At 69.9% G+C, this 24,093-nt stretch carries 26 protein-coding genes; 9 read left to right on the forward strand and 17 right to left on the reverse strand.

Features of this window, described 5'->3' with window-relative positions:
* Positions 1–221: 221 nt before the first annotated feature.
* Positions 222–491, reverse strand: a complete 270-nt coding sequence (gene rpsO, locus OCQ_RS17645; protein WP_003878661.1) for a 30S ribosomal protein S15 — start codon at positions 489–491, stop codon at positions 222–224.
* Positions 492–660: 169 nt separating this feature from the next.
* Between rpsO and OCQ_RS17650 the strand changes: the two genes are divergently transcribed.
* Both OCQ_RS17650 and OCQ_RS17655 read left to right on the forward strand, forming a co-directional pair.
* Entirely contained in the window at positions 661–1,002 is a 342-nt protein-coding gene (locus OCQ_RS17650; protein WP_036453363.1) for an ArsR/SmtB family transcription factor, read from the forward strand.
* A 3-nt stretch (positions 1,003–1,005) separates the two neighbouring features.
* A complete protein-coding gene (locus OCQ_RS17655) occupies positions 1,006–1,491 on the forward strand; it encodes an SRPBCC family protein (protein WP_014385417.1) in 486 nt (161 codons plus the stop codon).
* Positions 1,492–1,504: 13 nt separating this feature from the next.
* On the opposite strand, the gene OCQ_RS17660 is transcribed toward OCQ_RS17655, so the two are convergent.
* Entirely contained in the window at positions 1,505–2,482 is a 978-nt protein-coding gene (locus OCQ_RS17660; protein ID WP_036453365.1) for a bifunctional riboflavin kinase/FAD synthetase, read from the reverse strand.
* Between the two features lie 113 nt (positions 2,483–2,595).
* On the opposite strand from OCQ_RS17660, the gene mntR reads away from it, so the two are divergent.
* Positions 2,596–3,288, forward strand: a complete 693-nt coding sequence (gene mntR / locus OCQ_RS17665; protein WP_009955351.1) for a manganese-binding transcriptional regulator MntR — start codon at positions 2,596–2,598, stop codon at positions 3,286–3,288.
* A 1-nt stretch (position 3,289) separates the two neighbouring features.
* On the opposite strand, the gene OCQ_RS17670 is transcribed toward mntR, so the two are convergent.
* The 5 genes from OCQ_RS17670 to OCQ_RS17690 form a co-directional block, all read right to left on the reverse strand.
* Positions 3,290–4,534 carry an acyl-CoA dehydrogenase family protein gene (locus OCQ_RS17670; protein WP_014385419.1) on the reverse strand — a complete coding sequence of 415 codons (1,245 nt, stop codon included), beginning with the start codon at positions 4,532–4,534 and terminating at the stop codon, positions 3,290–3,292.
* A 6-nt stretch (positions 4,535–4,540) separates the two neighbouring features.
* Complete coding sequence (locus OCQ_RS17675; RefSeq protein ID WP_407937430.1) at positions 4,541–5,731, reverse strand: lipid-transfer protein; 1,191 nt, start codon at positions 5,729–5,731, stop codon at positions 4,541–4,543.
* 192 nt (positions 5,732–5,923) lie between these two features.
* Positions 5,924–6,829 carry a tRNA pseudouridine(55) synthase TruB gene (gene truB / locus OCQ_RS17680; protein ID WP_014385421.1) on the reverse strand — a complete coding sequence of 302 codons (906 nt, stop codon included), beginning with the start codon at positions 6,827–6,829 and terminating at the stop codon, positions 5,924–5,926.
* Positions 6,826–7,509, reverse strand: coding sequence for a 4'-phosphopantetheinyl transferase PptT (gene pptT, locus OCQ_RS17685; protein ID WP_014385422.1), 684 nt, complete (start codon positions 7,507–7,509; stop codon positions 6,826–6,828). The genes truB and pptT overlap by 4 nt, the downstream gene beginning before the upstream one ends.
* Positions 7,506–8,483 (reverse strand): metallophosphoesterase family protein, encoded by a 978-nt coding sequence (locus tag OCQ_RS17690; RefSeq protein ID WP_014385423.1) that lies wholly within the window; start codon positions 8,481–8,483, stop codon positions 7,506–7,508. Before OCQ_RS17690 ends, pptT begins: the two co-directional genes overlap by 4 nt.
* Before the next feature lie 147 nt (positions 8,484–8,630).
* Here OCQ_RS17690 and OCQ_RS17695 point away from each other — a divergent pair, with 147 nt between their 5' ends.
* Positions 8,631–9,221: a DUF3558 domain-containing protein gene (locus OCQ_RS17695; protein WP_014380652.1), complete on the forward strand. Its 591-nt coding sequence runs from the start codon at positions 8,631–8,633 to the stop codon at positions 9,219–9,221.
* A 1-nt stretch (position 9,222) separates the two neighbouring features.
* On the forward strand, positions 9,223–10,944 hold the full coding sequence (locus tag OCQ_RS17700) for a CocE/NonD family hydrolase (RefSeq protein WP_014385424.1): 1,722 nt from the start codon (positions 9,223–9,225) through the stop codon (positions 10,942–10,944).
* Here OCQ_RS17700 and OCQ_RS17705 read toward each other — a convergent pair.
* Together OCQ_RS17705 and OCQ_RS17710 are read right to left on the reverse strand one after the other, a co-directional pair.
* The gene (locus tag OCQ_RS17705; protein WP_008258696.1) at positions 10,903–11,463 is read right to left on the reverse strand and encodes a DUF1802 family protein; all 561 of its coding nucleotides are present in this window, start codon (positions 11,461–11,463) and stop codon (positions 10,903–10,905) included. The genes OCQ_RS17700 and OCQ_RS17705 overlap by 42 nt on opposite strands.
* The gene (locus OCQ_RS17710) at positions 11,460–11,729 is read right to left on the reverse strand and encodes a DUF2277 domain-containing protein (protein WP_008258698.1); all 270 of its coding nucleotides are present in this window, start codon (positions 11,727–11,729) and stop codon (positions 11,460–11,462) included. Before OCQ_RS17710 ends, OCQ_RS17705 begins: the two co-directional genes overlap by 4 nt.
* A 71-nt stretch (positions 11,730–11,800) precedes the next feature.
* Here OCQ_RS17710 and OCQ_RS17715 point away from each other — a divergent pair, with 71 nt between their 5' ends.
* Together OCQ_RS17715 and OCQ_RS17720 are read left to right on the forward strand one after the other, a co-directional pair.
* Positions 11,801–12,550 carry an enoyl-CoA hydratase gene (locus OCQ_RS17715; RefSeq protein ID WP_014385425.1) on the forward strand — a complete coding sequence of 250 codons (750 nt, stop codon included), beginning with the start codon at positions 11,801–11,803 and terminating at the stop codon, positions 12,548–12,550.
* 49 nt (positions 12,551–12,599) lie between these two features.
* Positions 12,600–13,166 (forward strand): hypothetical protein, encoded by a 567-nt coding sequence (locus OCQ_RS17720; protein ID WP_036390080.1) that lies wholly within the window; start codon positions 12,600–12,602, stop codon positions 13,164–13,166.
* Here OCQ_RS17720 and OCQ_RS17725 read toward each other — a convergent pair.
* The 7 genes from OCQ_RS17725 to rimP all read right to left on the reverse strand — a co-directional run bounded on the left by OCQ_RS17725 (position 13,163) and on the right by rimP (position 21,132).
* Positions 13,163–14,497: an MATE family efflux transporter gene (locus tag OCQ_RS17725; protein ID WP_014380657.1), complete on the reverse strand. Its 1,335-nt coding sequence runs from the start codon at positions 14,495–14,497 to the stop codon at positions 13,163–13,165. The two genes, OCQ_RS17720 and OCQ_RS17725, sit on opposite strands and share 4 nt — an antisense overlap.
* The gene (locus tag OCQ_RS17730; protein ID WP_179960084.1) at positions 14,494–15,495 is read right to left on the reverse strand and encodes a DHH family phosphoesterase; all 1,002 of its coding nucleotides are present in this window, start codon (positions 15,493–15,495) and stop codon (positions 14,494–14,496) included. Before OCQ_RS17730 ends, OCQ_RS17725 begins: the two co-directional genes overlap by 4 nt.
* Positions 15,470–15,958 (reverse strand): 30S ribosome-binding factor RbfA, encoded by a 489-nt coding sequence (gene rbfA / locus OCQ_RS17735; RefSeq protein ID WP_008258717.1) that lies wholly within the window; start codon positions 15,956–15,958, stop codon positions 15,470–15,472. Before rbfA ends, OCQ_RS17730 begins: the two co-directional genes overlap by 26 nt.
* 6 nt (positions 15,959–15,964) lie before the next feature.
* Positions 15,965–18,736 carry a translation initiation factor IF-2 gene (infB, locus tag OCQ_RS17740; protein WP_041785118.1) on the reverse strand — a complete coding sequence of 924 codons (2,772 nt, stop codon included), beginning with the start codon at positions 18,734–18,736 and terminating at the stop codon, positions 15,965–15,967.
* A 75-nt stretch (positions 18,737–18,811) separates the two neighbouring features.
* Positions 18,812–19,087 (reverse strand): YlxR family protein, encoded by a 276-nt coding sequence (locus tag OCQ_RS17745; protein WP_009955965.1) that lies wholly within the window; start codon positions 19,085–19,087, stop codon positions 18,812–18,814.
* A gap of 156 nt (positions 19,088–19,243) precedes the next feature.
* A complete protein-coding gene (nusA, locus tag OCQ_RS17750; RefSeq protein ID WP_009955964.1) occupies positions 19,244–20,290 on the reverse strand; it encodes a transcription termination factor NusA in 1,047 nt (348 codons plus the stop codon).
* 317 nt (positions 20,291–20,607) lie between these two features.
* Complete coding sequence (gene rimP, locus OCQ_RS17755) at positions 20,608–21,132, reverse strand: ribosome maturation factor RimP (RefSeq protein WP_014385427.1); 525 nt, start codon at positions 21,130–21,132, stop codon at positions 20,608–20,610.
* Between the two features lie 207 nt (positions 21,133–21,339).
* Between rimP and OCQ_RS17760 the strand changes: the two genes are divergently transcribed.
* Both OCQ_RS17760 and OCQ_RS17765 read left to right on the forward strand, forming a co-directional pair.
* The gene (locus OCQ_RS17760) at positions 21,340–21,867 is read left to right on the forward strand and encodes a hypothetical protein (protein WP_014380661.1); all 528 of its coding nucleotides are present in this window, start codon (positions 21,340–21,342) and stop codon (positions 21,865–21,867) included.
* Positions 21,864–22,310 (forward strand): ferritin-like domain-containing protein, encoded by a 447-nt coding sequence (locus OCQ_RS17765; RefSeq protein ID WP_008258734.1) that lies wholly within the window; start codon positions 21,864–21,866, stop codon positions 22,308–22,310. The genes OCQ_RS17760 and OCQ_RS17765 overlap by 4 nt, the downstream gene beginning before the upstream one ends.
* Here OCQ_RS17765 and OCQ_RS17770 read toward each other — a convergent pair.
* Positions 22,307–24,058 (reverse strand): proline--tRNA ligase, encoded by a 1,752-nt coding sequence (locus tag OCQ_RS17770; protein ID WP_014385429.1) that lies wholly within the window; start codon positions 24,056–24,058, stop codon positions 22,307–22,309. The two genes, OCQ_RS17765 and OCQ_RS17770, sit on opposite strands and share 4 nt — an antisense overlap.
* Between the last annotated feature and the right edge of the window lie 35 nt (positions 24,059–24,093).

The raw sequence follows: 24,093 nt of genomic DNA on the forward strand, positions 1-24,093 counted from the left end.
CGGAGAGCCCGGCAGCCACTACCGAAGACCGCCCGATGCAGACTGGGCTGCTCCCTCGAAGGTGCGTAGTGACACGCTGGAACGGCGCACGCGGATCTGCGTGGCCGCACCGTTTTGCTCGGGCCGAACCGGCCCAGAACGTCCTTACTCTACACGGGCGGGCCCGCCCCGCCAGCATCGCGCGGGATCGGGCGGGCGTCATAGCCCCGGTGACGGCGGCGTCAGCGGCGCAGGCCGAGGCGCTCGACCAGCGAGCGGTAGCGCTCCACGTCGATCTGGGCGACGTATTTGAGCAGCCGGCGACGGCGCCCGACCAGCAGCAACAGGCCGCGCCGCGAGTGGTGGTCGTGCTTGTGCACCTTGAGGTGCTCGGTCAGGTCGGCGATCCGCTTGGTCAGCAGCGCGACCTGCGCCTCCGGGGAACCGGTGTCGGTGTCATGCAGGCCGTAGGTGCCCAGGATTTCTTTTTTCTGCTCGGCTGTCAGCGCCACGAACTATCTCCATCAATCGGTGCCGCGAAAATTTCGGTCGTGGCCGCCGCGGACTGCAGCACACTCCGTATCGGGGGGCGAGTCTATCAGCGGCCGCGATGTTCGCCGAAATCGCAGGCCAGCGCCGCACACTTGACAACATACAACCATTTGGTTGTATGTTTGCCGGGTGGATGTGGACGAAGAGGACCGGGTGGACGCCCTGTTCCACGCGCTCGCCGACCGAACCCGGCGCGACATCATGCGACGGACGCTGGCCGGGGAACACTCGGTTTCCACGCTCGCCCGCAAGTACGACATGAGCTTCGCCGCGGTGCAGAAGCACGTCGTCGTGCTCGAGAAGGCCGGCCTGGTCACCAAACGACGCAGCGGTCGCGAGCAGCTGGCCAGCGGTGACGTGACGGCCGTGCGGTCGGTGGCCTCGATGCTCGCCGAGTTGGAACTCCTCTGGCGCGACCGGATCGCACGCATCGACGAACTCATCTCATCCGACTCAACCAAGGAGGACTGAACCATGCCCGTAACCGGCGTCGAGCACGATCCCGACAACCTGACGCTGACCATCACCGCGGACTTCGCCGCGCCGGTGCACCGGATCTGGCAGGTCTACGCCGACCCGCGTCAACTGGAGAAGGTGTGGGGGCCGCCGTCCCATCCGGCGACCGTCGTCGACCACAGCCTGACGCCCGGAGGTCGCACGACGTATTTCATGACCGGTCCGGACGGCGAGAAATACGCCGGATATTGGGAGATCACGGCCGTCGACGAGCCGACGAGCTTCTCGTTCCTCGACGGCTTCGCCGACCTGGACTTCAACCCGAACCCCGGACTGCCGGTCTCGAGGAACGTCTACACCTTCACCGAGCACGACGGCGGCACTCGCGCGACCTACGTGAGCGCCTTCGAGTCCGCCGAGGCGCTGCAACAGGTGCTGGACATGGGGGTGGTCGAGGGCTCGTCGTCGGCCATCAACCAGATCGACGACCTGGTCGCTTCCTGAAAACCGCGGTGGATCAGTCCTGCGTCGACAGGATGGTGCGGGCCCGTTCGGTGTCCTCGCCCATCGCGACGATGAGTTCCTCCACGGAGCCGAACTTGTGCTGCCCACGGATGCGGCCGACGAAATCCAGCGCCACGTGCTGCCCGTACAGGTCGGCGTCGGTGTCCAGGACGAACGCCTCGACGGTGCGGGTGCGCCCGGAGAAGGTCGGGTTGGTGCCGACGGACACCGCGGCCTGGTAACGCTCACCCGGGATGACGGTGCCGGTCACCGGGCCGTGGCCGAGGACGGTGAACCACGCGGCGTACACGCCGTCGGCCGGGATGGCCGAATACATCGGCGGCGCCACGTTCGCGGTCGGGAAGCCCAGTTCGGCACCGCGCCCGTGACCCCGCACCACCACGCCCTCGACCCGGTGCGGGCGACCCAGGGCCTCGGTGGCCGCCACCACGTCGCCGGCGTCCACGCAGGACCGGATGTAGGTGGACGAGAACGTGACGGTCTCGTTGCTGTGGTGCTCGGAGAGCAGCGACATCGACTCCACGGCGAACCCGAATCGATCGCCGGCGCGCCGCAGGGTCTCGACGTTGCCGGTCGCCTTCTTGCCGAAGGTGAAGTTCTCCCCCACGACGACCTCGACCACGTGCAGGTTCTCCACCAGCAGCTCGTGCACGTAGCGGTCCGGCGTGAGTTTCATGAAGTCGGTGGTGAACGGCATCACCAAGAAGACGTCGATGCCCAGCTCCTCGACCAGCTCGGCGCGCCGCGTCAGCGTCGTCAACTGGGCCGGATGGCTGCCGGGATAGACCACTTCCATCGGGTGCGGGTCGAACGTCATCAACACCGTCGGCACGCTGCGCGCCCGCCCCGCTTTCACCGCATGCGCGATCAGCTCCGCGTGCCCGCGATGCACACCATCGAACACACCGATGGTGAGCACACACCTGCCCCAGTCCGTGGGAATCTCGTCTTGGCCGCGCCACCGCTGCACGACCGCAAGCCTACGGCGCCGAGTGCCCGGCCGGGAGATCCAGAGGGCCCGACACCCGCCAGGGTGGCGGGGAACACGCCGGATTTGGATGGGGTTGCCTAAACTTTGTCGTTGTGAGTGCTGACGAAGAGCGTGGCGGTCTCACCGCGGTCGGCCAGGACTACCTCAAGGCGATCTGGAATGCCCAGGAGTGGTCCCCCGACAAGGTCAGCACGAAGATGCTGGCCGAGAAGATCGGGGTGTCGGCCAGCACGGCCTCGGAGTCGATCCGCAAACTCGCCGAGCAGGGCCTCGTCGACCACGAGAAGTACGGCGCGGTGACGCTGACCGAGGCCGGACGGCGCGCGGCGCTCGAGATGGTGCGCCGGCACCGGCTGCTGGAGACCTTCCTGGTCAACGAGCTGGGCTACGCGTGGGACGAGGTGCACGACGAGGCCGAGGTGCTCGAGCACGCGGTGTCGGATCGTCTGGTTTCCCGCATCGACGCCAAGCTGGGATTCCCGCAGCGCGATCCGCACGGCGACCCCATCCCCGCCACCGACGGGCAGGTGCCCACCCCGCCGGCGCGCCAGCTGTGGGCGTGCGGCGACGGCGACGCCGGGACGGTGGCCCGCATCTCCGACGCCGACCCCGAGATGCTGCGCTACTTCACCGACGTGGGCATCAACCTCGACTCCCGGCTGCGGGTGCTGACCCGCCGCGAGTTCGCGGGCATGATCTCGGTGGCGATCGAATCCGGCGACGGCGACGAGACGACCGTCGACCTGGGCAGCCCGGCCGCGCGGGCGATCTGGGTGACCGCGTAGCTCAGTCGGCCAGCAATCCCTTGGCGATGTGGGTGATCTGCACCTCGTTGCTGCCGGCGTAGATCATCAGCGACTTGGCGTCGCGGGCCAGCTGCTCCACGCGGTACTCGGCCATATATCCGTTGCCGCCGAACAGTTGCACGGCCTCCATGGCCACCTCGGTCGCCGCCTCCGACGAGTACAGCTTGATCGCCGACGCCTCGGCCAGCGTCAGCGGCTTACCGGCCTGTTGGCGCTCGATGGTGTGAAAGACCATGTTCTGCACGTTCATTCGCGCGATCTCCATCTTGGCCAGCTTGAGCTGGATCAGCTGGAACTGCCCGATGTTCTTGCCCCACAGCGTGCGGCTCTTCGCGTAGTCGACGCACAGCCGGTGGCATTCGTCGATGATGCCCAGGGCCATCATGGCGATCCCGATCCGCTCGGCGGCGAAGTTGGCGCGGGCGCTGTCGCGGCCGTCGCCGTCGGTGTGCTGTTCGCTCTCGCCGAGCAGCCGGTCCGGGCTCAGCCGCACGTTGTCGAAGAACAGCTCGCCGGTCGGCGAGGACATCATGCCCATCTTCTTGAACGGCTTGCCCTGCGTCAGGCCCGGCATGCCGGCGTCGAGCACGAACACCAGCACCGGGCGGTTGCGCTTGTCCACCTTCGTCGGGTCGGCGTCGCCCTCGTCGAGTTTGGCGTACACGACCAGGACGTCGGCGCAGGGCCCGTTGGTGATGAACGTCTTCTGCCCGTTGAGGATGTAATCGGCACCGTCGCGTTTGACGTAGGTCTTCATGCCGCCGAACGCATCCGAGCCCGAGTCCGGCTCGGTGATGGCCCATGCCGCAATCTTTTCCAGCGTCATCAGCTCGGGCAGCCAGCGTTCCTTCTGCGCCAGCGTGCCGCGGCTCATGATGGTCGCCGCACCCAGGCCGAGGCTCACCGACGCGGTGCTCAGCAACCCGATGCTGACCCGGGCGATCTCGGAGACCAGCACCGCGATCATCGATCCCTGGGCTCCGCCGCCGAAACCGCTTGCCTCGCCGTCGCTTTGACGCTCTCCCGAGCGCTCCCGGTCCAGCATCTTCTTGACCGATTCGGCGGCCATGGCATCGAGGCCGAACTGGCTGAACAGCTTGCGCGCGATCGGATAGGGCGACATCGCGCCGGTTTCCAATTCGTCGAGATGCGGGCGGATCTCCTTGTCGACGAACTGCCGAACGGCGTCGCGGACCATCAGGTCGGTGTCGGACCACTCGATCATGGCGCCCTAGCGTTCGGCGCGCTGGTAGGCGGTGACGACGGCGGCGCCGCCCAGCCCGATGTTGTGTTGCAGTGCGGCGCTGACGTTGTCGACCTGACGCGCCTCGGCCGTCCCGCGCAGCTGCCACGTCAGTTCCGCGCACTGCGCCAGCCCGGTCGCGCCCAGGGGATGCCCCTTGGAGATCAGGCCACCGGAGGGGTTGACCACCCAGCGGCCGCCGTAGGTGGTGTCGTTGTTGTCGATCAGCTTGGGCGCCTCACCCGGCCCACACAGGCCCAGCGCCTCGTAGAGCAGCAGCTCGTTGGCCGAGAAGCAGTCGTGCAGTTCGATCACCTGGAAGTCCTGCGGACCCAGCCCGGACTGGTCGTAGACCTGTTGTGCGGCTTGCACATTCATGTCGTAGCCGATGAGGTTCTTGGCGCTCCCGTCGAACGTCGAGGCGAAGTCGGTGGTCATGGCCTGACCGACGATCTCGACGGCCTGGCCCGCCAGCCCGTGGCTGTCGACGAAGCTCTCCGAGGCCAGGATGGCCGCGCCCGAACCGTCGGAGGTCGGCGAGCACTGCAGCTTGGTCAGCGGGTCGGAGATCATCCGCGCCGCCAGGATGTCCTCGAGCGTGTAGGACTCCTGGAACTGCGCGAACGGGTTGTTCACCGAGTGCTTGTGATTCTTATAGCCGATCTTGGCGAAATGCTCTGCGGTGGAACCGTATTGCTTCATGTGCTCGCGGCCGGCGGCGCCGAACATCCACGGCGCGACGGGCATCGTGAACTCGTCGATCGCGGCCATCGCCTTGACGTGCTTGCCCATCGGCGATTCGCGGTCCTGAGCTCCGCCGCCCAGCGAACCGGGCTGCATCTTCTCGAAACCCAGCGCGATCGCGCAGTCGACGATGCCGCCGCGGATCGCCTGCGCGGCCAGGAAGAGCGCGGTGGAGCCGGTGGAGCAGTTGTTGTTGACGTTGACCACCGGGATCCCCGTCATGCCGAGCTCGTAGAGCGCGCGCTGCCCGGACGTCGAATCCCCGGCGACGTAGCCGACGTAGCCCTGCTGCACCTCGTGGTAGGCGATGCCGGCGTCGGCCAGCGCGTTGGTCCCCGACTCGCGCGCCATGTCGGGGTAGTCCCAGCCCTCGCGGCGACCCGGCTTCTCGAATTTCGTCATGCCGACGCCGATGACGTAAACCTTGTTGGACATCTTGTTGGACATCGTTGTCCCTTCCCGTGGGCCGCCTGGATACCTCAGTCTGCAACGTAGCCCAACCAACCGCTCGGCCGGGACCCGTTAGCGCGTCCTAGAGCGTCGCCGGGCGGGATCGATGGCCCGCCTCCTCCTCAGTCCGTTCCGGACTGCATCGTCGCCGGGCGGGATCGATGGCCCGCCTCCTCCTCAGTCCGTTCCGGACTGCATCGTCGCCGGGCGGACCACCACCACCGACTTGGTCCGCGCCCCCTCGTCGCGCAACAGCGCAACCACCCGGCCGTCGGGGTCACAGGCGGCGTAGACGCCGTCGATCCCGGCCGCCGGCAGGGACCGGCCGTTGGCGGCGGCGTCGGCCTCCCCGGCGGACAACTGCCGGCGCGGAAAGATCAGCAGGCAGGCCTCGTCGAGGCTGTAGCTCAGCCGCGGCCGCTCGGCGAGCTCGTCGAGCGAATACGCCTGGTCTAGCCCGAAGCGGCCGGCCCGGGTGCGGCGCAACGCCGTCAGGTGCCCGCCCACCCCCAGCGCGGCACCCAGATCGCGGGCCAGCGCACGGATGTAGGTCCCCGACGAGCAATCGACCTCGACGTCGACGTCGAGCACGTCCACGCCGTGCGGTCCGGGGCGAATGTCGCGCACGTCGAACCGGTCGATGCGCACCGGGCGGGCCTCGAGCTCGACGGCGTGGCCCTCGCGGGCCAGGCGGTAGGCGCGCTTGCCGCCCACCTTGATGGCGCTGACCGTCGAGGGCACCTGCGCGATGTCACCCCGCAGCCCCTCGACGGCGGTCCCGATCGCCTCGGCGGTCAGGTGCCCCGCCGGGACGCTGCGCACCGGCTCGCCCTCGGCGTCGTCGGTCGACGTGCTCTGGCCCAGGCGGATGGTGGCCGCGTACGACTTCGAAGAAGCCGACAGCAGGCCGAGGATCTTGGTGGCGCGCTCGACGCCGATCACCAGCACTCCGGTGGCCATCGGGTCCAGGGTCCCCGCGTGCCCCACCCGCCGGGTGGAGAAGATCCGGCGGCAGCGGCCCACGACGTCGTGGCTGGTCATCGCCGGCGGCTTGTCGACGACGACGATGCCCGGACCGCTCATAGGACGATGGCGGTCAGCACCAGCCCGCGCTCGACCGACCAGCGGCCCGCCAGCTCCGTCAGCGGCGGACCGGACAGCGCCGCCGGATCGATCAGGATCCGCGAGACGAACCGGCCCGTCGCCGCGCCGGGGCCGTCGGACTCGAACGCGATGTGGGCGTCCTCGAAGCCCAGCCACCGCTTGGTCAGCGGGAACCACGCCTTGTACGTCGCCTCCTTGGCGCAGAACAGGATTCGGTCCCAATGCAGATCCCCCGACAGGTGGGCGGGGATCTCGGTGCGTTCGGCCGGCAGGCTGATCGCGTTGAGCACGCCGTCGGGCAACACGTCGTGCGGTTCGGCGTCGATCCCCACCGAGCGCAGCGCGTCGGTGCGGCCCACCACCGCGCCGCGGTACCCCGTGCAGTGGGTGAGGCTGCCGACCACGCCGTCGGGCCAGCAGGGTTCTCCCTTCTCGCCCTTGAGGATCGGCACCGGCGGCAGGCCGAGCTCGCCCAGCGCGATGCGGGCGCAGTGCCGGACGGTGATGAACTCGTTGCGCCGCTTGGCCACCGATCTCGCGATCAACGGCTCCTCTTCGGGCAGCGGGGCGAGATCGGGCGGATCGGAATACACCTCCGAGTAGGCCAGGCCGTCGGTGGCCGGCAACACGGAGGACACCAGCGTGTGCTCCCCCGTCATCGTGATTGCCGCTGCCGCAACCGTTCCCGGAACTGCGTGGCCTGCTGTCGCATCTCGGGGGTGATCTCGAAGTGGCCGCCGAAGTCGTTGAGGTCACCGGGCGCGTACTGGGGATCCGGCAGTACCTGGCGCAGCCAGCTGGGCGGCTTGCGGCGCCGCCACTCCCGCGGATAGCCCACCGACACCTCCTCGAAGCGCACGTCGTCATACCAGGTGGTGCGCGGGATGTGCAGGTGACCGTAGACCGAGCAGACGGCGTTGTAGCGGGTGTGCCAGTCGGCGGTCTTGGTGGTTCCGCACCACAGCGAGAACTCCGGGTAGAACAGCGCGTCGCAGGGATCGCGGACCAACGGGAAGTGGTTCACCAGAACGGTCGGCGTCATCCAGTCCAGCTCTTCGAGGCGGGCACGGGTGATCTCCAGGCGCTCGCGGCACCACGCCTCGCGGGTGGGGTACGGCTCCGGGGAGAGCAGGAACTCGTCGGTGGCCACCACGTTGCGGTCCCGCGCGATGGTCAGCCCCTCGGCTTTGCTCGTGGCCCCCTCGGGCAAGAAGCTGTAGTCGTAGAGCAGGAACATCGGCACGATCGTGGCCGGACCGCCGCGCTCGGTCCAGACCGGGAACGGATGCTCCGGCGTGATCACACCCATCTCGTCGCACATGTTGACCAGGTAGTCGTAGCGCGCCTTGCCGAAGACCTGCACGGGGTCGCGGGTGGTGGTCCACAGCTCGTGGTTGCCGGGCACCCAGATCACCTCGGCGAACCGCCGTCGTAGCAGGTCAAGGGCCCAGCGAATCTCGTCGGTGCGCTCGGCGACGTCGCCGGCGACGATCAGCCAGTCGTCCGGCGACGACGGATGCAGCGATTCGGTGACCGGCTTGTTGCCGAGGTGACCGGTGTGCAGGTCGGACACCGCCCACAGCGTCGGTTGCCCACCGTTGGTCGAGTCCTGCCCCGATCTATGCCCAGCCACGAATAACCACCCTAACGACCCGGGCCGGGCGATCTGTTTTCGCGCCCGGTCGGCGGGTGAACTAGAACAAGTTCACCTTTGCCTGTGACCCCGAGCGCGCGACTTGTACACTCCCCCGAAAGGACCGCTGCGGCGTCAGGGGGTGTCGTGTTCGCCAATGTTCGTCTGATGGGGGCGCTCGGTGCGCTGCTCACAGCGGCCATCGGGGGCACGGTGGGCGTGTTGTCCGGTTCCCCTTCCCTACCGGGTGGCGGCGATCGACCCGTCGAGCTGCGGTCGACCGCCCAGCCGATGGAAACCACGATGAAGAGCCCGATCGTGGCGACCACCGATCCGCGCCCGTTCGACGCGTGCGAGGACATCCCGTTCGACGTCGTCCAGCGCCTCGGGCTGGGATTCACACCGCCCGAGCACGAGGACGGGCTGCGCTGCCACTTCGACGCCGGCAACTATCAGGTGGCCGTCGAGCCAATCATCTGGCGCACCTACGAGGCCTCGCTGCCCGCCGACGCCGTCGAGACGACGATCGCGGGCCACCGCGCCGCGCAGTACTGGGTGCTCAAGCCGACCTATCACAACAGCTACTGGTTCTACTCCTGCATGGTCGTGTTCAAGACCAGTTACGGGGTGCTGCAGCAGGCGCTGTACTACTCGACCGTCTACTCCGACCCCGAGGTCGATTGCATGCAGACCAACCTGCAGCGCGCCAACGACCTCGCTCCGTATTACAAGTTCTAGGGTGAGCATCACCTCGATCCGCCCCGCGCAGCCGACCCTGCACACCCTGAATCACTTGGGCGGCAAGGCCCTTGGCCGGTTGCTGGGTCTGCCGCCGGCGACCACCGACTACACCGTGGAGCGCGTGCGCGTGCCGATGCGCGACGGGGTCGCCTTGGTGGCCGACCATTACACGCCCGCCACCCCCGTCGGCACCCTGCTGGTCCGCAGCCCCTACGGACGCGGATTCCCGTTCACCCTGATATTCGGCGCGCTGTACGCGGCGCGCGGCTACCACGTGGTGCTGCAGAGTGTGCGCGGAACGTTCGGGTCCGGCGGGGTTTTCGAGCCGATGGCCGACGAGATCGCCGACGGCGCGGACACCGTCGCATGGCTGCGTGAGCAGCCGTGGTTCACCGGCAGCTTCGCCACCATCGGCATGTCGTACCTGGGATTCACGCAGTGGGCCCTGTTGCAGGATCCCCCGCCGGAACTGTCCACCGCGGTGATCGCGGTGGGACCGCACGACTTCAACGAATCGACTTGGGGCACAGGGTCGTTCGCGGTCAACGACTTCCTGGGCTGGAGCGACATGGTGGCGCACCAGGAGGACCCGGTGCGCGCCCGCGCCGCGCTGCGCCAGTTGCAGACCCGCCGCAAGGTGCCGCGGGCCGCGGCCGCGACGCCACTGGGCGAAGCCGCCCGGGCCCTGCTCGGCACGGGCGCACCCTGGTTCGAATCGTGGGCCGAACACAGCGATCCCGGCGATCCCTTCTGGAATGCGTTGCGCTGCAACGAGGCGCTGGACCGGGTTCAGGTGCCCGTGCTGCTCATCGGCGGCTGGCAGGACCTCTTCATCAGGCAGACGCTGCGGCAGTACGCGCATCTGCACGGCCGGGGAGTCGATGTCGCGCTCACCGTCGGCCCGTGGACGCACACCCAGCTGCTCACCACCGGGCTCGCCACCTGCGCCCGGGAGACGCTGGATTGGCTGGGCACTCACCTGGGTGAGGCCCCCGCCCGCCGGCCCAGCCCGGTCCGGGTCTACGTCACCGGCGTGGGTCGAGGCCAAGGGTGGCGCAGCCTGCCCGCGTGGCCGCCCGTCACCACCGAGCGCGCGCTGTACCTGCGGCCCGGTGGCTACCTGGGTGAGACCGCCCCGACGCTGAAAGGGCTGTCCCCGGCCACGTTTCGCTACGACCCGGCCGATCCGACACCGACCATCGGCGGCCCGATGCTGTCCGCCAACGGCGGTTACCGCGACGACGGCCGGCTCGCGTCGCGCGCCGACGTGCTGGCGTTCACCAGCGCCACCCTCACCCAGGACCTGTACGCCTACGGAACCCCGGTCGTCGAGCTCGCACACGGCGCCGACAATCCGCACGTCGACCTGTTCGTGCGGGTGAGTGAGGTCGATCCGAAGGGCCGGTCGCGCAACGTGAGCGAGGCCTACCGCCGGTTGGCCACCGCGGCGAAGACGAAGTCGGAGAAGGTCGTTCGCCTCGAGCTCGACGGCATCGCCCACCGGTTCCGCGCCGGGTCACGCATCCGGGTGCTGATCGCCGGTAGTTGGTCCCCGCGCTACGCGCACAACCTCGGCGGCGACGAACCGGTGCTGACCGCCCGGCGCGCCACGCCGGTCACCCACAGCGTGCGCTACGGACGCTCCCGGCTGGTGTTGCCCGTCGGCCCGGCGGAGTTGTCAGCCGACGGCATCGCGGACGCGGGCGGCGACGGCGTCTAGCGCGGGATCGTCGTGCACCGGCGCCGCCAACGGTGCGTGCACCGGCAGCTCCACCCAGCTCTTGCAGCCGGCGTATTCGGGCGTCCGGGCGATGCGTGCCGGTTCGGCCAACGGGATCACCGACACCACCAGCACGGCCAGCTTGTGCTTGGGGCGAAAATCGAGCCGGTCGGCGCGCACCGACTCGGGCGTCCAGATGTGCAGGTCCTCGATGGCCGCCAGGCCGTCGGGCCGCTCAACAGCCACCGCCGCAACGACTTTCGCGGCCGCGCGGATCACCAGCTCGTCGTCGGTGCTGTCGGCGGCGGCGGGCTCGAGCAGGTCTCGATGTTCGGTGCGCACCCGCTCGGCGTGGCTGTGCGCGACCGTCGGGAACAACAGGAATTCGCGGGCGGCAAGGTCGAACCGCTTCTCCCCGGTGCCCCCCTTGCGCAGCAGCACCCGTTGGCGGCCGTCGAGCAGGGCGTGGACCGCGGCGCTCCACTCTTTGAGCGCGGGCATCGTGGCGGTCACCGTCATGTCGCACCCGCCAACCGGGCCACCACCTCGGGCCGGCGCAACGGCGGCACCGTCTTGGGCGGCTGACGCCGCGGGGCCAGCCGCCCGAGCAGCCGGGTCGTCGTCTCGGTGACCTCGGCGACCGCCTGCTCGAACGCCTCGGCGTTGACGGCCGACGGGTGGGTGATGCCGCTGACCTTGCGCACGTACTGGCGGGCCGCCGCGGCGATTTCCTCCGCGGTGGCCGCCGGCTGAAGACCCCGCAGTTCGGTGATGTTCCGGCACATGGTCCCCACGATAAGCGCTGCCCCGCCGTACCGCCTCCGGTCGCAACGGACGGCTGACTACGGTTGCATTCATGACCGACGAGATCCTGCTGATCGACACCGAGGAACGGGTCCGCACCCTGACCCTGAACCGACCCCAATCGCGCAACGCGCTGTCCTCGGCGTTGCGGGACCGCTTCTTCGGCGCGCTGGCCGACGCCGAAACCGACGACGACGTCGACGTCGTCATCGTCACCGGCGCCGACCCGGTGTTCTGCGCGGGACTCGATCTCAAGGAGCTCGGCGGCTCGTCGGCGCTGCCGGACATCTCGCCGCGGTGGCCGGCGATGACCAAGCCGGTGATCGGCGCCATCAACGGCGCCGCCGTGACCGGCGGGCTGGAGCTGGCGCTGTACTGCGACATCCTGATCGCCTCGGAGAACGCCCGCTTCGCCGACACGCATGCCCGGGTGGGCCTGCTGCCCACCTGGGGGCTGAGCGTGCGGTTACCGCAGAAGGTGGGCATCGGCCTGGCCCGGCGGATGAGCATGACCGGCGACTACCTGTCCGCCGCCGACGCGCTGCGCGCCGGCCTGGTGACCGAGGCGGTGCCCCACGAGCGGCTGCTGGGTGCCGCGCGCCAGGTCGCCGCGTCGATCGTGGGGAACAACCAGGACGCGGTGCGGGCGCTGCTGGCGTCCTATCACCGCATCGACGACGCGCAGACCGGCGCGGGGCTCTGGCAGGAGGCGATGGCGGCCCGGCAATTCCGGACCAGCGGCGACGACATCGCCGCCAACCGCGAGGCCGTGCTGCAACGCGGGCGGGCCCAGGTTCGCTGATCGGGCGGTCCGGTCGGGCCGATTTCCGGCCACCCAATACGATCAGGTGATGCGCGCGGTTGTGGGAATCAGCAGGGCGCTCGCCTGCCTGGCGCTGGCGGCATCGGCGATCGCGGCCGGTGGCCCCCTCGCGGCCGCGCAGCCGCCGCCCAAGTTCCCCAACCTCGACGGCTACACCGCCGTCCCGGCCGAGGGCTACCTCAGCACCGGCGCCTCGCCGCGGATCGCCTTTTCCGCCCCGTACGCGCTGGTCTGTGACTTTTACGGCGGGCCGGCGCCCGCGCCGCAACCCTCGCAGGACATCAAGTGCAAGGGCGACATGTCGGGCATGGACGACGTCCCCATCCCCGGGGGCCACCCGCGGCCGGGCGATTGCGTCGTGGGTTCCGTCGACTTCAAGGGCCCCGGCTACCAATTGAGCCGCATGTCCTACAGCGGATGCGACGGCAACCCGCCCGCGCTGCCCACGGGCGCCAAGCTGTTGGCCGCGGGCCAGAAGTTGACCTACCTCAACGTCACCTGCGCGGTGGGAGCCGACAACCTGGTCGCCTGCCTGGACACCACCAGCGGCGACCACGGATTCGTCGTGCAGCGCTCGGGCAGCTGGGCGTTCTAGCGGCCCGTGGTGGCCGCCCAACGGCCCGAGATCGCCCGGGCGCCAACGAAGACCAGCCGCAGCAGCACGAACGTGGTCAGCCCCGTCCAGATGCCCGCCAGACCCCAGCCGAACACCAGCGACAGCCAGATCAACGGCAAGAAGCCGACCAGCGCGCTGATCACGGTGGCGGTGCGCATGAACGCGGCGTCCCCCGCACCCAGCAGCACGCCATCCAGGGCGAAAACAATTCCGGCAAAGGGTAATTGGGCCACCAGGAACCACCACGGCACCCCGATCGCGGCCAGCACCGAACGGTCGTCGGTGAACAGGCGGGGCAGCGCGGAAAACCCGACCGCGCAGAGGGCCGCCAGCAGGGCGGCGGCCGCCGCCGAGAACAGCGTCACCCGTCGCGCCACCGATTTCGCGTGTGCGGCGTCACCGGCGCCCAGCGCGGCGCCCACGAGGGCCTGCGCCGCTATCGCCAACGAATCCAGCACCAGCGCAAGGAATTCCCACAGCTGCAGCACGACCTGATGCGCGGCCAACGCCGAGGCGCCGAATCGGGCGGCGACCGCGCCCGCCGAGACGAAGCAGGCCTGAAAAGCCAGCGTCCGCACCACCAGGTCCCGGCCCATCACGAGTTGGGCCCGCAGCACGGCGCGGTCCAGCCGCAGCGGTGCCCGCTCGGCCAGCAGCGCGCGCCCGAACAGCACCGCGGCCAGCCACTGGCCCGCCAGGTTGGCCACCGCCGATCCGGCCAGCCCCAACCGCGGCAACCCCAGCCAGCCGTAGACCAACAGCGGGCACAGCAGCGCCGAAAGCCCAAAGCCGGCAACCACATAACGCAGCGGGCGGACGGTGTCCTGCACGCCGCGCATCCACCCGTTCCCCGCCAGAGACACCAATATGGCCGGGGCGCCGAAGATCGCGATGCGCAGCCACGGCAGCGCCGCCGCGGCGATCGCCTCCCCGCCCACTTTGCCGCCGGCGATCACCGACACCAGCGGCACCGCCGCAGTCTGCACCGCGATCACGACGAGTGCGCCCAGCCCCAGCGCCAACCACGTCGCCTGCACGCCCTCGGTCACCGCCGACGAGCGGTTGCCGGCGCCGAAGTGGCGGGCCGAGCGTGCCGTCGTGCCGTAGGAAAGGAAGGTGAGGTCGGAACCCACCAGGCTGAGCAGTAGCCCGCCGATGGCCAGCCCGGCCAGGCTCAGGGCGCCGAGCCGGCCGACGACCGCGGTATCGAAGAGCAGGTAGAGCGGTTCGGCCGCCAGCACGCCCAGCGCGGGTAGCGCCAGGCCGGCGATCCGACGGCCCCCGGCGTCGGGTCGATCCGGCTCGGTCACCCGAGCGCGGTGCGCAGCGCCGCGACGGCGTCCTCGATCGGGCCGGTGGTCGAGTAGCCGGCCGCCAGCCGGTGCCCGCCGCCGCCGAATGCGGACGCGACCGTCGCCAGGTCCACTTCGGCCTTGGCCCGCATCGATACCGACCACTGCCCCGGCGCGACCTCCTTGAAGACCGCGGCCACCTCGGCCTGCTGCGTGGTCCGCACGATGTCGACGATGCTTTCGACTTCCTCCGGGCGGGAGCCGCTCCAATCCTGGTGGCCGACAACGGCATACACCAGCCCCCGGCCGCCGGCCGCGCCCGGCACCAACTGGGCCGACGCCAGCACGCGCGACAGCAGCGGCAGCCATCCGAACGGATGGGTGTCCATCAGGGTCCGGCTGATTGCGGCGTTGTCCACGCCGGCGTCGACCAGCCGGGCGGCCAGACGAAGGGCGCGCGCGCTGGCCCAGCGGAACGATCCGGTATCGGTCGTCAGGCCGGCGTAGATGCAGTGCGCGACGTCGGAATCGATGGGCTTGCCCCACGCGTCGAGGATGTCGGCGATCATCATCGTGGTCGAATCCGCCGACACGTCAACGAAATTGGCGGTGCCGAACATGTCGTTGGAGGCGTGGTGGTCGATCACCAGCACCTCGGCGCCCGACACGGCCAGCTCGCTCAACGCGCCCAGGCGCTTGACGCTCGGAACGTCAACGGTGACAACCAGATCGACGTCGCGGCGCATCGCGTCCGGGCTGACCAGCAGGTGACGGCCCGGCAGCGACGCCAGCGATTCCGGCAGGCCGGCGGGCTCGGCGAAACTGACCTCGACCCGCTTGCCGCACTTGTCGAGCACCAAACCAAGCGCCAGACCGGCGCCGATGGTGTCGGCGTCGGGATGCACGTGGGCGATCACCGCGACGGTGGCGGCGTCCGACAGTAGGTCGACGGCGGCCGGCGCGTCGACGCGTGCACCCACACCGGCCAGTTCAGTATTCGCGTTGGTCGTCGTCACCGATGCTCCCGTCGAGGCCGGGCTCGGCGCCCGATCCGCTATCCCGGTATGGATCGGCCTCCCCAGCCGGCTTGGCGCCCGAACGAACCCGCGCCAGATCAGCGTCCGCGGCGCGGGCCCGCGCCAGCAACTCGTCCATCCGCTGCACGTTGTCCGACGTGGTGTCGCGGGTGAACGTGAGGGTGGGCGTGAAGCGCACGCCGGTGCCCGCCCCGACCATGGTGCGCAGCGCGCCCTTGGCCCGCTCCAGCGCGGCCGCGGCCGCGCCGTAGTCCGGCTCGTCGTCCAGCGTGCGCCCCATGACCGTGTAGAACACGGTCGCGTCGTGCAGGTCGGCGGTCACCTTCGCGTCCACGATGGTGACCCCGTCAAGCCCGGGGTCCTTGATCTCGAACTCGATCGCCGAGGCGACGATCGTGTTGATCCGCTTGGCGAGGCGGCGGGCCCGGGCGGGGTCAGCCATGCCGGGTCACGACCGTTCCTTTTGGACCAGCTCGTAGGACTCGATGATGTCGCCTTCCTTGATGTCGGAATAGCCCAGCGTCATACCGCATTCGAAGCCCTCGCGGACCTCGGTCACATCATCCTTTTCGCGTCGCAGCGAGTTGATCGTGAGGTTCTCGGTGACCACGACGTTGTCGCGCAGCAACCGGGCCTTGGCGTTGCGCCGCACCACGCCGGAGCTGATCATGCAGCCGGCGATGATGCCGACCTTGGAGGACCGGAAGATCGCCCGGATCTCGGCGCGACCCAGCTGGTTCTCCTCGTAGATCGGCTTGAGCATGCCGCGCAGGGCCTTCTCGATCTCGTCGATCGCCTGGTAGATCACCGAGTAGTAGCGGATCTCCACGCCCTCGCGGTTGGCCAGCTCGGTGGCCTTGCCCTCGGCCCGCACGTTGAAGCCGATGATCACCGCGTCCGACGCCGACGCCAGGTTGACGTTGGTTTCGGTGATGCCACCGACGCCGCGGTCGATGACGCGCAGCGCCACCTCGTCGTCGATCTGGATGCCCATCAGGGCCTCTTCGAGCGCCTCGACCGTACCGGCGTTGTCGCCCTTGAGGATCAGGTTCAGCTGGCTGGTTTCCTTCAGCGCCGAGTCCAGGTCCTCCAGGCTGATCCGCTTGCGCGAGCGGGCCGCCAGCGCGTTGCGCTTGCGGGCGCTGCGCTTGTCGGCGATCTGGCGGGCGATGCGGTCCTCGTCGACGACCAGCAGGTTGTCACCGGCGCCGGGCACCGACGTGAACCCGATGACCTGCACGGGCCGCGACGGCAACGCCTCTTCGACGTCGTCGCCGTGCTCGTCGACCATGCGGCGCACGCGCCCGTAGGCGTCGCCGGCGACCACCGAGTCGCCGACGCGCAGCGTGCCGCGCTGCACCAGCACGGTCGCGACCGGCCCGCGGCCGCGGTCCAGGTGCGCCTCGATCGCGACACCCTGGGCCTCCATGTCGGGGTTGGCCCGCAGGTCCAGGGCGGCGTCGGCGGTCAGCAGGACCGCCTCGAGCAGCGCGTCGATGTTGGTGCCCTGCTTGGCGGAGATGTCGACGAACATCGTCTCGCCACCGAAATCCTCTGCCACCAAACCGTATTCGGTGAGCTGGCCACGGATCTTGGCCGGGTCGGCGCCCTCCACGTCGATCTTGTTGACCGCGACCACGATGGGCACGTCGGCGGCCTGCGCGTGGTTGATGGCCTCCACCGTCTGGGGCATGACACCGTCGTCGGCGGCCACCACCAGGATCGCGATGTCGGTGGCCTTCGCGCCGCGGGCACGCATGGCGGTGAACGCCTCGTGACCCGGGGTGTCGATGAAGGTGATCGGCCGCTCGTCGCCGTCGTGCTCGACGGACACCTGGTAGGCGCCGATGTGCTGGGTGATGCCGCCCGCCTCGGCCTCGCGCACGTTGGCCTTACGGATGGTGTCCAGCAGCCGGGTCTTACCGTGGTCGACGTGACCCATCACGGTCACCACCGGCGGGCGGGTCTGCAGGTCTTCCTCGGTGCCTTCGTCCTCGCCGTAGGTCAGATCGAAGGACTCGAGCAGCTCGCGGTCCTCGTCCTCCGGGCTGACGACCTGGACGACGTAGTTCATCTCGCTGCCCAGCAGCTCGAGCGTCTCGTCGCCCACCGATTGGGTGGCCGTCACCATCTCACCGAGGTTGAACAGCGCCTGCACCAGCGAGGCCGGGTTGGCGTTGATCTTGTCGGCGAAGTCGGAGAGCGACGCGCCGCGGGCCAGCCGGATCGTCTCGCCGTTGCCGTGCGGCAACCGCACACCGCCGACGACCGGGGCCTGCATGTTCTCGTACTCGGCGCGCTTCGCCCGCTTCGACTTGCGGCCACGCCGGGGCGCGCCGCCGGGACGGCCGAACGCGCCGGCCGCACCGCCGCGCTGGCCGGGACGGCCACCGCCGCCACCGGGCCGGCCGCGGAAACCGCCGCCGCCTCCGGGCGGGGCGCCGACTCCGCCGCCTCCGCCGCGGTAGTTGCCGCCTCCCCCGTCACGACCGCCGGGACCACCGGGCCGGCCGCCGCCGGGCCGCGGGGCGCCGGGGCGCGGCGGGCGGCCCTGTCCGGCCGCGCCGGCGGGCCGGGGTGGCATGTTGCCCGGGGAGGCGCCGGGCCGCGGCGCGCCCGGGCGGGGCGCTCCGGGACGCGGCGCCGCCGGGCGCGCGATGGGCCGGTCGACGGGTTGCGCCGACGAGAACGGGTTGTTGCCGACGCGCGGGGCGCGGGGCTTGGGGATGGGGCCGGGGCGCGGGTCTGGCGTCATGCCGGGGTGCGGAACAAGACCGGGAGCGGGCGGCTTCGGCTGCCCTGGCGACGGCTCCGACGGGCGCGCGGGGGCCGGCCCCGGTCGCGCCGGGGCGTCGCTCGGCGCGGCGCCGGAGGCCTGGGCGGCGGCGGCGGGCGCCGCGCCACCGGGCTGGGCCGGCGTCGCGGTCGCTTCGCCGTTGCCGGCGGGCTTGTTGATCGCGTTGTCGAGGGCCGCGTCGAGCGACTTGTCGGGGGCCTTGGCGGACGCCTTGGCGTCGCCTTTCGCGGCCTTCGCGGGGGCCTTCTCGGCCGCGGGCTTGCCGCCCCCGAAGGACTCGCGCAGCCGGCGAGCGACCGGTGCTTCTACCGTCGACGATGCGGATTTGACGAATTCGCCCTGATCATTCAGTCGGGCGAGGACTTCCTTGCTGGTGACACCGAGTTCCTTAGCCAACTCGTGTACGCGGGCCTTACCTGCCACTACATCTCCTGTCTATGAGGCGACAGTCGTGGGGCCGCGCCTCGGGTTTAGCTATGACACATTGTCATCGGGACTTCACGGTGTGCTCATGTTCTTTGCTACCTGTTCTGTTGCCGGGCGATCGGGCGCACTCAGCGACTCTATGTGCTCGACCACCGCGGAGGTGTCCGGTGAACCGGTGATGCGCAGCGCCTTGGTGAAAGCCCGCCGCCGGATCGCCTGTTGTGCGCAGTGCGGCACGGGATGCAGCCACGCACCCCGCCCCGGCAGGCGACTGCCTGTGTCAACGATCACGGCGAATTCGCCGTTCCCGGTCGGCACAGCCACCACGCGAAGCAGTTCGACGGCCAACTCTTGCTTTCGGCACCCGATACACGTCCGCACGGGTCCACCCATGTGTCGGTGCGCCCTTCTGGGTTTCGGAGGCCGAAGGCTCACGCTGGATCAGAAATAGTCTAGCGTCACCGGATCGATGGTCAGCACCGCCCGAGGATGTGCGGGCGCGCCCTAGCGGTCGTGGGCCATTCCGTGGGTGGCGCCGTGTTCGGGCTCGTTCTCCGGATGCCCGCCGGGCGAGTCCCCGCGGATGTCGATGCGCCAGCCGGTGAGCCGGGCGGCCAGCCGCGCGTTCTGGCCCTCCTTGCCGATGGCCAGTGACAACTGGAAGTCGGGGACGACCACCCGGGCGGCGCGGGCGGACGGGTCGATGATCGACACCGAGACCACCTTGGCGGGTGACAGCGCGTTGGCGACGAAGCGGGCCGGGTCCTCGTCGTAGTCGATGATGTCGATCTTCTCGCCGGATAGCTCGCTCATCACGTTGCGGACCCGCTGACCCATCGGGCCGATGCAGGCGCCCTTGGCGTTCAGGCCGGGCAGGTTCGACTTCACCGCGATCTTGGAGCGATGGCCGGCCTCGCGCGCCACGGCCACGATTTCGACCGACTCGTCGGCGATCTCGGGCACCTCCAGGGAGAACAGCTTGCGAACCAGGTTGGGGTGGGTGCGCGACAGCGTGATCAGCGGCTCGCGGGCCCCGCGGGTCACCCCGATCACGTAACACCGCACGCGGTTGCCGTGTTCGTAGCTTTCGCCGGGGACCTGCTCGGCCGCCGGGATCACGCCCTCGGACGCCTTCGTCTCGGTGCCCATCCGCACCACCACCAGGCCGCGCGCGTTGGCCCGGCTGTCACGCTGGATCACGCCCGCGACGATCTCGCCCTCACGCGTGGAGAACTCACCGTAGGTGCGCTCGTTCTCGGCATCGCGAAATCGCTGCAGCATCACCTGGCGTGCGGTGGTGGCGGCGATGCGGCCGAAGCCCTCGGGGGTGTCGTCCCATTCGCTGATGACGTTGTCGTCTTCGTCGGTCTCCCGGGCGATCACCCGGACGACGCCGGTCTTGCGGTCGATCTCGATCCGCGCGTCGTTCTGATGGCCCTCGGTGTGCCGGTAGGCGGTGAGCAGCGCGGACTTGATGGTCTCGAGCAGCTCATTGACCGAGATGCCCCGATCCACCTCGATCGCATGCAGTGCGGCCATGTCGATGTTCATCTGCGCCGCTCCTTCTCATCGCTACGCTCTGCATCGTCGCCGGCGCGGTTCATCAGCACCGCTCCTTCTCATCGCTACGCTCTGCATCGTCGCCGGCGCGGTTCATCAGCACCGCTCCTCCTCATCGCTACGCTCTGCATCGTCGCCGGCGCGGTTCATCAGCACCGCTCCTTCTCATCGCTACGCTCTGCATCGTCGCCGGCGCGGTTCATCAGCACCGCTCCTTCTCATCGCTACGCTCTGCATCGTCGCCGGCGCGGTTCATCAGCACCGCTCCTTCTCATCGCTACGCTCTGCATCGTCGCCGGCGCGGTTCATCAGCACCGCTCCTCCCCAGCCCCACGCTTCGCCAGTGCCAGTTCGGCGTCGGCAGGGGGCGAAAACTCCACCTGGACAACAGCTTTGACGACATCACCGAGCGAGATTTCGCGGATCGCCCAGTCCCGGCCGGTGCGAACCACCAGCGCGACGGCGTCCTCGTTCGTCTCGCCGATGCGGCCGGTCAGCGTCGATCCGTCGGAGAGGGTGACGTCGACCTTGCGGCCGCGGGCGCGGCGGAAGTGCTTCGCGCTGGTCAGGGGGCGGTCAACGCCGGGCGAGGAGACCTCGAGCACGTAGTGGTCGCCGATGGTGTCCAGATCGTCGAGCAGCGCCGACGCCGAGCGTGACAGCGTGGCGGCCGTGTCCAGGTCGAGGCCGTCGTCGCCGTCGGCGATCACCGTGATGCGTGGGGGCCGGGTGCGTGCGTCGATGACCACGTCTTCGATCTCGTATCCCGCGCGCGCAAACTCTGCATCGAGTAGCTCGATCACCTGCGTCTGCGACGGTAGCCCGGTGGTCACGGCGAGCTCCTCATCTTGAGTTGTCCGGTCATCTGGCGGATGTCGCCGCCGCGATGGCTTCGCGTCCGGCTTCCGGTGTCCCGGCGGAGAACGTGCTGGCTGTCCTCTGCGAGAACCAGCTATCCACGATACGCCAGGAATCGCGGATGGCGGCGCGATCGCGTGCTGGCTTCGTGCCCGCCGACGCACCGGTGGCAGGATGTGCTTGTGCCTAGCGCAGTTCCGTTCGTCAACCGGCGAGACGTCCTCTCCGGCGGCGTCGCTTTGGCCGCGCTCGGTGTGGTGTCCGCGTGCGGAAAGTCCGCGCCCAAGCCCCCGCCCGTCGAACAACTGCTGGGCCCGTTGGACCAGGCGCGCCACGACAGCGCGCTGGCGAGTGCCGCCGCCTCGGCCGTCGGGAACCCCCCGCAGGTCGCCGCCGCGCTGACGGTGGTGGCGAGCCAGCGCGCCGCGCACGCCCGCGCGCTGTCCACCGAGATCGCGCGGGCCGCCGGCAAGCTCGCCGCGCCGTCGTCGAGCGAAACGCCCAGCCCGAGTCAGGCCGAGCCGGCCGGTCCCCCGCCTCCCCCGCCGCCGGTGGCCGACGTGATCAACGCGCTGCACGCCTCGGCCGACAGCGCCGCTCGCCTGGTCGGCACCGAATCCGGCTACCGGGCCGGGCTGCTCGCCTCGATCGCCGCGTCCTGCACGGCGTCCTACACCGTGGCGCTGGTGCCCGGGGGGCCGTCGATATGAGCTCGGGGAAGGACGCCGACAACGCCGCGCTGTCCGACGCGCTAGCCATCGAACATTCGACGATCTACGGCTACGGCATCGTCTCGGCCATGTCGCCGCCCAGCGTCAACGGCATGGTGGTGGAGGCGCTCGAGCAGCACCGGCAGCGCCGCGACGACGTCATCGCGATGCTGACCGCCCGCAAGGTCACCGCCCCGGTTGCCGCCGCCGGCTACCAGCTGCCCCTGGTGGTCGGCAGCCCGGCGGACGCGGCGCGGCTGGCCGCGCGGATGGAGAACGACGGCGCCGGCGCGTGGCGCGTTGTCGCCGAACACGCCGAGACCGCCGAGGACCGGGCGTTCGCTTCGACGGCGCTGGTGCAAAGCGCGGTCATGGCCGCCCGGTGGAACCGGGTGTTGGGCGCCTGGCCGATCACGACGAGCTTCCCGGGCGGCAACGACTAGCCCGTCTCAAGCGCCGCCGCGATGTCGGAGGCCAGCGACGCCCCCGTCGCCAGTTCGCGGGTTTGCCCGCCGAAGCGGTCGCGCAGTTCCACCACGCCGTCCGCCCAGCCGCGCCCCACCACCACGATCCAGGGCACGCCCAACAGCTCGGCATCCTTGAACTTCACGCCGGGTGACGCCTGGCGGTCATCGAGCAGCACGTCGACGCCCAGCCGGTCGAGCTCGCCGGCGAGCTCGGTGGCCCCGGTGCGGGCCCGGTCGTCCTTGTTGGCGATCACCAGGTGGACGTCGAAGGGCGCGACCGACGACGGCCACCGCAGCCCCAGCTCGTCGTGATGCTGCTCGGCGATCACGGCCACCATCCGCGAGACGCCCAGGCCGTAGGAGCCCATCGTCAGGCGCACCGGCTTGCCGTCCTCGCCGAGCACGTCGGCGGTGAAGGCGTCGGTGTATTTGCGGCCGAGCTGGAAGATGTGCGCGACCTCGATGCCGCGCGCCGACACCAGCGGGCCCGCGCCGTCCGGCGACGGGTCCCCGTCGCGCACCTCGGCGGCCTCGATGGTGCCGTCGGCGGTGAAATCGCGGCCGGCGACCAGCCCGACGACGTGCCGGCCAGGCTCGTCGGCCCCGGTGATCCAGCTGGTGCCGTCCACCACGCGTGGATCGACCAGGTAGCGAACACCGTTGTCGCGCAACGCTTTCGGACCGATGTAGCCCTTCACCAGAAAGGGGTACTTGGCGAAGTCGGCGTCGTCGAGCATCGCGTATTCGGCCGGTTCGAGCGCCGCGCCCAGCCGCTTGTCGTCGACCTCACGGTCGCCGGGTAGCCCGATGGCCAGCAGCTCCCAGTCCCCACCGGGCTCGCGCACCTTGAGCAGGACGTTCTTCAGTGTGTCGGCCGCGGTGACGGTGCGGCCCAGGTCGGCGGTGTTGGCCCAGTCCACCAGGGTGGCGATGGTCGGGGTGTCGCCGGTGTCGTGGACCACCGCCTCGGGCAGCCCGTCGATCGGCTGCGCCTCCGGGCGCGCGGTGACGACGGCCTCGACGTTGGCCGCGTAGCCGGACTCCAGGCAGCGCACGAAGGTGTCCTCGCCGACCGGGCTTTCGGCCAGAAACTCCTCGGAGGCGCTGCCGCCCATGGCGCCGGAGACCGCCGAGACGATGACGTAGCGCACCTGCAGGCGCGCGAAGATGCGCTGATAGGCCTCGCGGTGCGCGTGGTAGGCGGCCTTGAGCCCGGCGTCGTCGACGTCGAACGAGTAGGAGTCCTTCATCAGGAACTCCCGCACGCGCAGGATGCCGGCGCGCGGCCGCGCCTCGTCGCGGTACTTGTTCTGGATTTGGTAGAGCAGGACCGGAAAGTCTTTGTAGGAGCTGTATTCGCCCTTGACCGTCAGGGTGAACAACTCCTCGTGCGTCGGGCCCAGCAGGTAGTCGTTACCGCGGCGGTCTTTGAGCCGGAACACCGAGTCGCCGTATTCGGTCCACCGGTTCGTCGCCTCGTAGGGCGCGCGGGGCAGCAGGGCGGGAAACAGGATCTCTTGCCCGCCAATGGCATTCATCTCCTCGCGGACGATGCCCTCGATGCGGCGCAGCACCCGCAGGCCCAGCGGCAGCCAGCTGTACAGCCCGGGCGCGACGGGCCGGATGTAGCCGGCCCGGATCAGCAGCTTGTGGCTGGCGACTTCGGCGTCGGCGGGATCGTCGCGCAACGTGCGCAAAAACAGCTGGGACATCCGGGTGATCACAGCGGGCTAGCCTAGCGGTGACGCGGGGCCCGGTA

The organism is Mycobacterium paraintracellulare (assembly GCF_000276825.1).
GTDB classification, from domain to species: Bacteria; Actinomycetota; Actinomycetes; order Mycobacteriales; family Mycobacteriaceae; genus Mycobacterium; species Mycobacterium intracellulare.

Bases quoted from the DNA above. Each gene is read 5' to 3' on its own strand.
- OCQ_RS17675 (WP_407937430.1), bottom strand. From the start codon at position 5,731: ATGTCCAACAAGGTTTACGTCATCGGCGTCGGCATGACGAAATTCGAG.
- OCQ_RS17720 (WP_036390080.1), top strand. From the start codon at position 12,600: ATGCGCGCGGTTGTGGGAATCAGCAGGGCGCTCGCCTGCCTGGCGCTG.
- OCQ_RS17670 (WP_014385419.1), bottom strand. From the start codon at position 4,534: ATGATCGAGTGGTCCGACACCGACCTGATGGTCCGCGACGCCGTTCGG.
- rbfA (WP_008258717.1), bottom strand. From the start codon at position 15,958: ATGGCTGACCCCGCCCGGGCCCGCCGCCTCGCCAAGCGGATCAACACG.
- OCQ_RS17765 (WP_008258734.1), top strand. From the start codon at position 21,864: ATGAGCTCGGGGAAGGACGCCGACAACGCCGCGCTGTCCGACGCGCTA.
- truB (WP_014385421.1), bottom strand. From the start codon at position 6,829: ATGAGCGGTCCGGGCATCGTCGTCGTCGACAAGCCGCCGGCGATGACC.
- OCQ_RS17715 (WP_014385425.1), top strand. From the start codon at position 11,801: ATGACCGACGAGATCCTGCTGATCGACACCGAGGAACGGGTCCGCACC.
- OCQ_RS17710 (WP_008258698.1), bottom strand. From the start codon at position 11,729: ATGTGCCGGAACATCACCGAACTGCGGGGTCTTCAGCCGGCGGCCACC.
- OCQ_RS17705 (WP_008258696.1), bottom strand. From the start codon at position 11,463: ATGACGGTGACCGCCACGATGCCCGCGCTCAAAGAGTGGAGCGCCGCG.
- pptT (WP_014385422.1), bottom strand. From the start codon at position 7,509: ATGACGGGGGAGCACACGCTGGTGTCCTCCGTGTTGCCGGCCACCGAC.
- OCQ_RS17655 (WP_014385417.1), top strand. From the start codon at position 1,006: ATGCCCGTAACCGGCGTCGAGCACGATCCCGACAACCTGACGCTGACC.
- nusA (WP_009955964.1), bottom strand. From the start codon at position 20,290: ATGAACATCGACATGGCCGCACTGCATGCGATCGAGGTGGATCGGGGC.